This is a genomic window from Caballeronia sp. BR00000012568055 (assembly GCF_029439455.1).
In the GTDB taxonomy this organism is placed as follows: Bacteria; Pseudomonadota; Gammaproteobacteria; order Burkholderiales; family Burkholderiaceae; genus Caballeronia.
In genome coordinates this window covers 20,711-29,912 of record NZ_JAQFVG010000320.1, presented here as the reverse complement: position 1 = coordinate 29,912, position 9,202 = coordinate 20,711, and the positions used below count along the sequence as shown (strand labels likewise).

The 9,202-nt window shown below is 61.7% G+C and carries 8 protein-coding genes; all 8 read right to left on the bottom strand.

The genetic code is table 11. The features are described 5' to 3' along the window. Nucleotides 1-1,586: efflux RND transporter permease subunit (locus tag P7F28_RS26380; RefSeq protein ID WP_277187731.1), on the bottom strand; the 1,586-nt coding region annotated here is incomplete at its 3' end. A 23-nt stretch (nucleotides 1,587-1,609) separates the two neighbouring features. Beyond that, nucleotides 1,610-2,869 (bottom strand): efflux RND transporter periplasmic adaptor subunit, encoded by a 1,260-nt coding sequence (locus P7F28_RS26375; RefSeq protein WP_370467413.1) that lies wholly within the window; start codon nucleotides 2,867-2,869, stop codon nucleotides 1,610-1,612. A 59-nt stretch (nucleotides 2,870-2,928) separates the two neighbouring features. After that, on the bottom strand, nucleotides 2,929-3,405 hold the full coding sequence (locus P7F28_RS26370) for a glycine zipper family protein (RefSeq protein WP_370467412.1): 477 nt from the start codon (nucleotides 3,403-3,405) through the stop codon (nucleotides 2,929-2,931). A 33-nt stretch (nucleotides 3,406-3,438) separates the two neighbouring features. Then, a complete protein-coding gene (locus P7F28_RS26365; protein WP_277187730.1) occupies nucleotides 3,439-3,840 on the bottom strand; it encodes a response regulator transcription factor in 402 nt (133 codons plus the stop codon). Nucleotides 3,841-4,065: 225 nt separating this feature from the next. Then, a complete protein-coding gene (locus tag P7F28_RS26360; protein ID WP_277187729.1) occupies nucleotides 4,066-5,988 on the bottom strand; it encodes a response regulator in 1,923 nt (640 codons plus the stop codon). Next, on the bottom strand, nucleotides 5,985-7,718 hold the full coding sequence (locus tag P7F28_RS26355) for an ATP-binding protein (protein WP_277187728.1): 1,734 nt from the start codon (nucleotides 7,716-7,718) through the stop codon (nucleotides 5,985-5,987). Before P7F28_RS26355 ends, P7F28_RS26360 begins: the two co-directional genes overlap by 4 nt. Further along, on the bottom strand, nucleotides 7,715-8,767 hold the full coding sequence (locus P7F28_RS26350; protein WP_277187727.1) for an ATP-binding SpoIIE family protein phosphatase: 1,053 nt from the start codon (nucleotides 8,765-8,767) through the stop codon (nucleotides 7,715-7,717). The genes P7F28_RS26355 and P7F28_RS26350 overlap by 4 nt, the downstream gene beginning before the upstream one ends. Beyond that, on the bottom strand, nucleotides 8,752-9,198 hold the full coding sequence (locus tag P7F28_RS26345) for an anti-sigma regulatory factor (protein ID WP_370467414.1): 447 nt from the start codon (nucleotides 9,196-9,198) through the stop codon (nucleotides 8,752-8,754). Before P7F28_RS26345 ends, P7F28_RS26350 begins: the two co-directional genes overlap by 16 nt. Nucleotides 9,199-9,202 lie beyond the last annotated feature (4 nt).

Here is a 9,202-nt window from a genome sequence, read left to right as displayed (position 1 = left end):
CGCGTATAGCTGTCTGTCATTTGCGCGAACTTGCGCTCGAACCAGACGAAGAAGCGCGCCTTCTTCCGGTCGTGATCTTCCTTAAGCAGAAGCGCTGCGAGCGCGGGCGAAAGCGTCAACGCGACGATGCCCGAGAACACTACGGATATAGCAATCGTAATGGCGAATTGCTTGTACAACTGCCCGGTAATGCCCGATAAAAACGCCACCGGTACGAACACCGCGCATAACACGAGCACGATCGCGATCACTGGCCCCGACACTTCATCCATCGCGCGTTTCGCGGCTTCTTTCGGCGGAAGTTTGAACTCGGACATATTGCGCTCGACGTTCTCGATCACGACAATCGCATCGTCCACCACGATACCGATCGCCAGCACCATGCCGAACAAGGTCAGCATGTTGATCGAAAAGCCCAGCATCGCCATGCCGATAAAGGTGCCAATGATCGATACCGGCACCGCAAGCACGGGAATCAGCGTCGCGCGCATGCTCTGCAGGAACACGTACACGACGATCACCACGAGCACGAGTGCTTCGAAGAACGTATGCACCACGTCGGTGATGGAAGCGCGCGTGAACTCGGTCGTGTCCATCGCGATCTTGTAATCGATGCCTTCAGGGAAGGACTTTTTCATCTGCTCCAGCGTCGCGCGGACCTGCTTCGACACTTCGAGCGCGTTCGCGCCCGGCTGCTGATACACCGCCAAAACGGTTGCAGGTTTGCCCTGAAACCGACCACGAATCGAATAATCTTTTTGGCCGAGTTCCACGCGCGCGACGTCTTTCAGACGCACCACCGCCGCCGCGCCGTTCTGCGCGCGAATGATGATGTTCTCGAATTCAGCGGGCGTTTTAAGGCGGCCTGTCGTTGTCACCGCGAACGATTGCTGCACGGGGCCGCCCGTCGGCGAGGTGCCGATGCTACCCACCGCGAACTGCTGGTTCTGATTGGAGACGGCATTCTGCACGTCCGTCGCCGTCACGCCGAGTTGCGCCATGCGCTCGGGTTTGAGCCATACGCGCATCGCATAATCAGGATTACCGAAGATACTCGCCTGATTCGCGCCGGGAATGCGCTTGAGCGCGTCGAGCACATAGACGTTCGCGTAATTGGCGATATACGTCGAGTCGTAGCGATTGGTCGGTGAATAGATCGCAATCACCATCATGAACGACGATGATTTCTTCTGCACCGACACGCCCTGCGCCTGCACCGACTGCGGCAACTGCGGCAACGCGAGGTTGACGCGGTTCTGCACATCGACCTGTGCCAGCGACGGATTGGTGCCGATATCGAAGTACACATTCAGCGTCATCTGCCCTGTCGATGAACTCGAGGAGTTCATGTAGATCATGTTGTCCGCACCATTGACCTGCTGTTCGATCGGCGCGGAGACATTGTTGGCGACCACATCGGCGCTTGCGCCCGGATACGTTGCACTGACGGTAATCTGCGCTGGCGTGATATCCGGATACTGCGCGATCGGCAACGTAAGCATGGCGATCAAACCCGCCAGCGTAATGACGATCGACACGACCATCGCGAAGATCGGCCGGTCGATAAAAAAGTGAGAGAATTTCATGTTTTCGCTCCCTCACTCGTGGTTCATTTCGCAGGCGCCGTGGCATCGGCGGGCTTTTGCGTGATGATCGGCTCGCTCGCCGGCATGGCGATGGGCGGCGCATCGCCGGTCACCTTCACCGGCACGCCGTTGGCCACGCGCACCGAGCCATCCACGATCACACGATCACCGGGCTGCAAGCCTTGCGAAATAAACCAGTTGTCGCCGAGCCAGTCGCCGACCTCCACTACTTGTTCATGCGGCGTCTTGCCGTCCTTGTCGAGCAGCCACACGAAGTGGCCCTTCGCGCCTTGCAGCACGGCGCGTTGCGGCACGAGAATCGCATTGGGACGCGAAAGGCCATGCACGCGAGCACGTACGAACTGGCCGGGACGCAAGCTACCTTCCTTGTTGGGCAGCACCGCACGCACGAGAAACGTTCCGGTATCCTTATTATAAGAAGGGTCCATGAAATCGACCGCACCGCGGTACGGGTAGACCGTGCCATCCGCCAGCACCACTTCCACCACGTAACGCCGATCTTCCGGCTGCTTGAGCAGACCTTTCGCAGTCTGATCGCGATAGCTCAGCATCTCGTTCTCGGAGAGACTGAAGTTGACCCAGATCGGATCGAGTTGCGATACGTAGGTGAGCAAACTCGAATTTCCCGCCGACAGATAACTGCCCTCCTGCATGCGCGCATAACTCGATAAACCCGTAAGGGGACTCTTGATCGTCGTATAGCTGAGATTGAGCTTCGCATTCGTCACCTCGCCTTGTGCGGAAATCACCGCCGCTTCGGCCTGTTTCTCGTTGCCGATGGCATCGTCGAGATCTTTTTTGCTGACCGCGTTGGCGGCCTCGAGCGGACGCACACGCGCGAGGTTTGCCTTGGTCACCGTGAGCCGCGCCTGCTGTTGCGCAAGCTGACCTTGCGCGGTCTGCAAGCTCGCTTCGAAAGGCTTGCGGTCCATCTGAAACATGGTCTGTCCTTCCTTGACGAGCGTGCCTTCGGTATAGAGGCGCTTGTCGAGAAAGCCTTCCACGCGCGCACGTATTTCGACTTCGCGTGAACTCTGCGTCTGCGCGACGAATTCGAATGTGACAGGCGTGGTATGCCCTTCGACGGTCATCACCGTGACTTCGGGCGCTTGCGGTGCGGGTCCGCCTGCCTGTTTCTTGCACGCGGTCACGGCGAGCGCAAGCGGCATCAACACGGCCCACACGAAGACGCGCCGCCAACGCGCAAGCGAAGACGGCGCGACAGTCGTGACCGTGACGATCCGCGACGGGGATGTCGGCATGAGTAATCTCCGAGTTGTCTCGTCGAGTTATTTCTATCGAGCCATTTCCATTAGGAAACCTACTGAACCGTATAACCGCGCCCGCTCATGCAGGCGCCGACCGCCTTGTTGAAGGTCCCCATTTCCTGCGATACCTGCTGACTATTCGCCGCCTGCTGATTCGCACTTGCGCGATTGGCCTGCCGTTGCCGCGAAGCGCCGACCATCGCGCCGCCGACCGCGCCCATTGCCGCGCCCTTGCCCGCATCGCCCGCAATTGCGCCCATTGCCGCGCCTGCTGCCGCACCACCCGCGCCACCGCGCACACGACCACCGGTCGCCTGCTGCGGCGGCGGCTGATTGGCCTGCTGCGCCAGCATCGCCGGATCGATGCCTGTGTTCGACTTCGCCCATTGCTGACACGCCGACAAATCACTGCTTTGCTTGCTCTGGCTCTGTCCTTTCGCGGGATAAAAAATCTGCTGAGCCGATGCATCCATCGCCAGCACGGCGATCAACGTGCACGCGGCTGCCTTCATATAAAACTCGCCCTTCATGTCGATACTCCCTCGTAGTCCGCCCCGCTGGCCTCATGTCTCGCGTTTTGTTTCGAGCGCCGCGCGCACGGCGCCGATGAACGCTTCGTCATCGAACGGTTTGTGCAGATAAGCCGATGCGCCCGCCGCGAGCGCCTGCTCGCGCACGGCGGAGTCGTCGCCGGCAGTGATGAAAACGATCGGCACATGCGCGTTCATGTCCGCGAGCCGGCGCTGCACGTCCAGACCGTTCATGCCCGGCATCTGCACGTCGAGCACGATGCAGTCGGGCCGCCACGGCGCGTCGCTGTGCGCAGCGTCGAAGGCCGCGAGCAACGCATCGCCGGTGCCGAAACTCTCCGCTGTCATGCCCGCCGCGCGCAGCAGTCGCCTGAGCGCTCGGCAGACCGATTCGTCGTCGTCGATCACGGCCACTAAAGGCTTCACTTCGCTCATCGTGCATGGAAGGTAGGCAGCACATCGCGACGCGCGCAGCATGCGCATCGGCCGTTGGATACCGTTTGAATCTAGATCGGCGCGCGTGGATCGGACATTGGACTTTGGTCCACTACCGGTTCGCGCCGCAGCGTGCGGGAAGCGCGTGGACGGGCTTGCCCGTGCTAAAGAGGGCGATGCGTTGCGCGTATTTGAATTCGGTTTTTATCGCGACGAAATAAGCGTTCAGAACTCGGCTGCGAACTTTCCCCGCACCGCGTTCTGAATCTCTTCGAAGGCCACGGGCTTCACCAGATGATGATCGAAGCCCGCGTCCTTCGAACGCTGACGATCATGCGCCTGCCCGTAGCCTGTCACGGCGATAAGCAACGCATCGGCGGTCGCGGCGCGGCTGCGCATTTCGCTTGCGAGGCTGTAGCCGTCCATGCCCGGCAAGCCGATATCGAGCAGCACGATCTGCGGCGCGAAGGTATCGGAAAGAGCGAGCGCTTCGTGGCCGTCGTGCGCGGTGCGCACATCGAAGCCGTCCGCTTCGAGCAGCAACGACATGGCCATGGCGGCGTCCACGCTGTCGTCCACAAGCAGCACGCGCTTGCCGCTGACCGGCGCATGTGCGGCGTTTGCATCGACGGGTGCGGCGGTCGCGGGCGGCGTCTGCGCCAGCGGTAACCACACGGTGAACTCGCTGCCCTGATTCGATCCCGCCGAAAACGCTTCGATACGCCCGCCCTGCAATTCCACCAGCGTGCGGGCCAGTGGCAAGCCGATGCCCAAGCCGCCTTCCGAGCGCTCCAGCGATGTCTCCGACTGCACGAACAGATCGAAGATATGCGGCAACATATCCGCCGCAATGCCGATACCGCGATCGCGCACCACGATCCGCACTTCATCGCCGAGCTGTTCCGTCTCGATCTCGATCGCGCCTTCTTCCAGGCTATATTTCGACGCGTTCGACAGCAGATTCGCAAACACCTGAGCAATCCTGATGTTATCGCCGATGATGTAGAGCGGCGTATCAGAGAGCTTAGTGCTCAGCGTGTGGCGCTTTCTTTGCAGCGCGGGCTGCGTGGTTTCGATCGCGGCGTCGATGGCTGCGGCGAGATCCACCGTTTCTTCACGCAGCGTAATCTTGCCTTGCGTGATGCGCGCAACATCGAGAAGATCATCGACAAGACGGCTCAGATGCCGTACTTGCCGGTCGATGATCGCGCGAACGATCGAGTAATTTTCGCTGGACGGTGTGCGGCCCGGATCGAGCAGATCGACGGCATTGCGAATCGGCGCAAGCGGATTGCGCAATTCATGCGCGAGCATCGCGAGGAATTCGTCCTTGCGACGATCGGCTTCGCGCAGCAGCAATTCCGCGGCCTTGCGCTCGGAAATATCATTGACGATACCCGCGATACGACTGCGCCTGCCCGGCACGTCCGGCACTGAAAACGCCCGTTCCGCCATCCAGCGCGGACCGCCATGCGCGCGCATCACGCGAAATTCCACCTGATACGCGGTGCCGTGCGCCAGCAATTGCCGGTACGCATCCGCCACATGCTCGCGATCCAGCGGATGAATATCGCCGGACCAGTGACCCGCGCCGGGCGCGGGTGCGGGCGCGCCGCCACCTGCATCGAAAAGACGCGTATAGGCGGGGCTGACATAAAGTAATTCGTTGGACGAAGGATCGAGCATCCAGAACACATCGTCGATATTATCGGCAAGCTGGCGAAAGCGTTCTTCGCTCTCGCGCAAGGCGTTTTCTGCGAGCCGCACGCGCAGCAGCGCACGCACATGCGCGATCAGTTCGGCAGGCTCGACCGGTTCGGTCAGATAGCTATCCGCGCCGCCTTCAAGACCGCGTATGCGATCGAGGCTATGCACCGCCGCCGCCGATGTCTGCAGCACCAACGTGCCCGATGTCTCCGGCGATGCCTTGATCAGCCGGCACACTTCGAGTCCGTTGATATCCGGCAGTTTCACATCGAGCAGCACGAGGTCGGGCGCTTCGGCGCGCACGCGTTCGAGCGCGATGGTGCCGGTGCCCGCTTCGATCACATTGAAGCCCGCGCGCGACAGAATGCGCGTTTTCGCATAGCGCGCGCCGTCGTTGTCATCGACGTTGAGGATCAGCACGTCGCTCCACTCGCTTTTCATGAGCGCTCACCTTCCTGCGTAAGCGGCGCGTTCGACACGATATTCAGGATACCTGCCAATTCATTGCCGCTCACCGGTCTGACAATAAACGCCGCCGCACCCAGCGCCGCCGACTCGCCACGGTCTTCATCGTCGCCCAGCACGATGATGGGAATACTGCGCGTGGCGGCCTGCGCGCGCAGCGCCGCGAGCCAGATCATCGCTTCGTCGGGTGTCGGGCGCACGGCGAGCAGCACGGCGGCAGGCGGTGTGCGCGATAACGCGCGGCTCGCTTCGTCGAGCGTGGCCGCGACCATCGCGCGATACGGCGTCTGGCGCAACGCCGCTTCGCAATCCAGCCGTTCGATCGGACTGCCCGCGACGATCAGCACGGCAGGGCGCGTATCGCCATGCGTGCCGACATCGAAATCGTCGCCGTAATACGCGGGAATCGTCGCGCTAAACGTCGAACCGCTTCCGACCGCACTTTCCAGCGATACATCGCCGCCGAGCAATTTGCACAGCTTGCGGCATAACGGCAGGCCGAGACCCGTGCCTTTCACGTATTGCTGCAAGCGACTTTCCACTTGCCCGAATTCCTCGAACACCACTTGCTGATGTTCCGCCGCAATCCCGATGCCCGTGTCCCGCACCGAAAACGTGATGAGACGCCGCGCTTCGTCATAACTCGCGCTTACGCGCACCTCGCCTCGTTCGGTAAATTTCAGCGCATTCGACACGAAATTGCGCAGCACTTGCGCGACCTTGGCTTCATCGGTGCGAATGGGCGGCAGACCTTCGCATGAATCGAACACGAGTTCTACCGCGCCCGTGGCCGACAGCGGACGCAGCATGCCGCGCAACGCGGAAAACAGCGTATCGACTTCGAATTCCTCGGGCCGCACTTCGATCTTGCCCGCTTCGATTTTCGCCAGATCGAGCAGATCGTCCACGGTCTCGGACAAGTCTTCCGCCGCCTTGCGGATGAATCGCACCTGCTTTTCCTGCTCCTCCGTCAATTCACCGTCGATACGTTCCAGCAATAGTTTGGACAACGCACGAATCGATGAAAGCGGCGTGCGAAACTCGTGGCTCATATTCGACAGAAAGCGCGACTTCGATTCATCCGCGCGACGCAAATGATCGGCGCGTGCATCGAGTTCCGCGTAGAGCGCGACCACGCCGCGATTGGTGTCTTCGAGTTCACGCGTGAGACGTGTGAGTTCTTCCTGCCGCTCGCGCAAGTCCGCCAGCGCGCCGATCAGTTCGCGATTCTGACGCTGTAATTCCGTGGTCGAATCTTGTTCTGTCGGGCGCGACAACGCATCGGAGATTGCTTGTGGATCGAAGGAAACGTGTTCGGGCAAGGTCTTGGCGAGCGAGATGGATGTGCCGCCGTCCGCTTCATCGACAATCGCGCAGCGATCCATCAAACGTTGCGCCGCGAGCAGGCCGAGCGATGCCTGCGAGTCGTCGTGCTTCATCGCGCGCAGCCGATCGCCCGCTCCGGCGCACGCGAGAAAGCGCACCACGAAGCATGGCGGATACGCGTGGTCATCGACGAAAAATTCAGCGCGCGCACTGCTGCCCGCAATCAGTACCGTGCGCGCCGCTTCGAGCACCGACGTCGAAATGCGCGTCTGGTCCTGCGCGGAAAAGCCGAGCGCGGCGCTGGCATCGCGCGCTTTGACGCGGGCGGTGACGATATCGCGCTCGCCGCCGAGCTGCATCGAATAAATACGCTGATTCATGCCACCGCTCCGGCCGCGCGCGCGACGAACACGGTCACGTCGTCGCGCCCGCGTGCGAAATCGCGATACAACACCGCCGCGACCAGCGACGGATGCCGCAGGCTCAAGCCCGGATAACGCGCGAGATCCCAGCGCGAAGTCAGGCCGTCGGAATGCAGCACGACCAGCGCATTCGGCGGATAAGGCACATCGAATGTTTGCGTGCGCCGCGCCGCCGAATGCCCGACGATGCCGCTATGCGACACCAGATGCTTGTGCGACGAATCCGTCCACACGCTCGCCGCAATATTGCCGATGCCCGCGAACACCACGCGCGCATCCATCGCCGATGAGAACGTCGGCATGCGCGCGATCCCGACCGCTGCGCCGCGTGTCGGACGCAAGGCGTCGTTGGCAAGGTCCATGATGCGTTCGAGCGGCGCGTCGCCGTCCTGCGCGAGCACTTTCGCGGCTTCGATCGCCGCGACATTGGCTTGCGGACCGTGGCCGAGGCCATCGGCGACGAGCACAGTGAACGTGTCGGCGCTCGCGTGACAAGACCACGCATCGCCGCTCACGGTTTCGGTTTGCAGCGGCAAATTCACCACGCCATACGTGACACCACTCGCGCGTTCGGCCGTCGCCGGCTTGTTCCAGAACACCGCGCGCAGCACCGTGCCGAGCGCGGGCGCGCTCCACAGATCGAGTTCATCGGAGAGACGCTGAATCGCGCCCATGCCGGTGCCGGGACTGCCTGCGGTCGTGTAGCCATCTTCGAAACAGCGGTACAGATCACGAATGCCCGGCCCGCTGTCGATACTCAGCACTTCGATGCCATAGCGCGCGCCATCGATCAGCGGCCGCACCAGCACTTCGCCATGCTGTGCATGCTTGAGCAGATTCGTCCCCAGCTCCGTCACGACGATGGCAAGCTCGCCCGCCACCGTTTCGTCGAAACCGAGTCCGCGCGCCAGTTCGCCCGCCGCGCGTCGCGCGAAGGCAATCTGGCTCGCCTCCGCAATCTCGAAGCGCTGCTGCGCGGCCATCGACTCTTTTAGAACGGTTTCCATTTGGTGATCGAAACGTGGGTGCCTTCGCCCGGCGCGGAGCGGATATCGAATTCGTCGCAGAGGCGTTTTGCGCCGCCGAGACCCAGACCCAGGCCGCTGCCCGACGTGAAACCGTCCGACAGCGCGCGCTGAATGTCGGGAATGCCCGGCCCGTTATCGACAAATTCGAGTTTGAGGCCGCGACGACCGTTGCGCTCGACGACCGTGCAATGCGCGTCGCCGCCGCCACCGTAGATCAGCGTGTTCCGTGCCAGCTCGCTTGCCGCCGTCACAAACTTGGTCTGATCGATCAGCGACAGACCTTGCGCGACCGCTTTCTCGCGCACGAACTGGCGCAGCCGCACGATTTGCTCGTCATTGCGGATCGGCAACGTGTCGGACGCCGAAGCATGGCTTGCGTGGTTGGGGGAAGCCGCGTGGTTGTAAGTCATCATG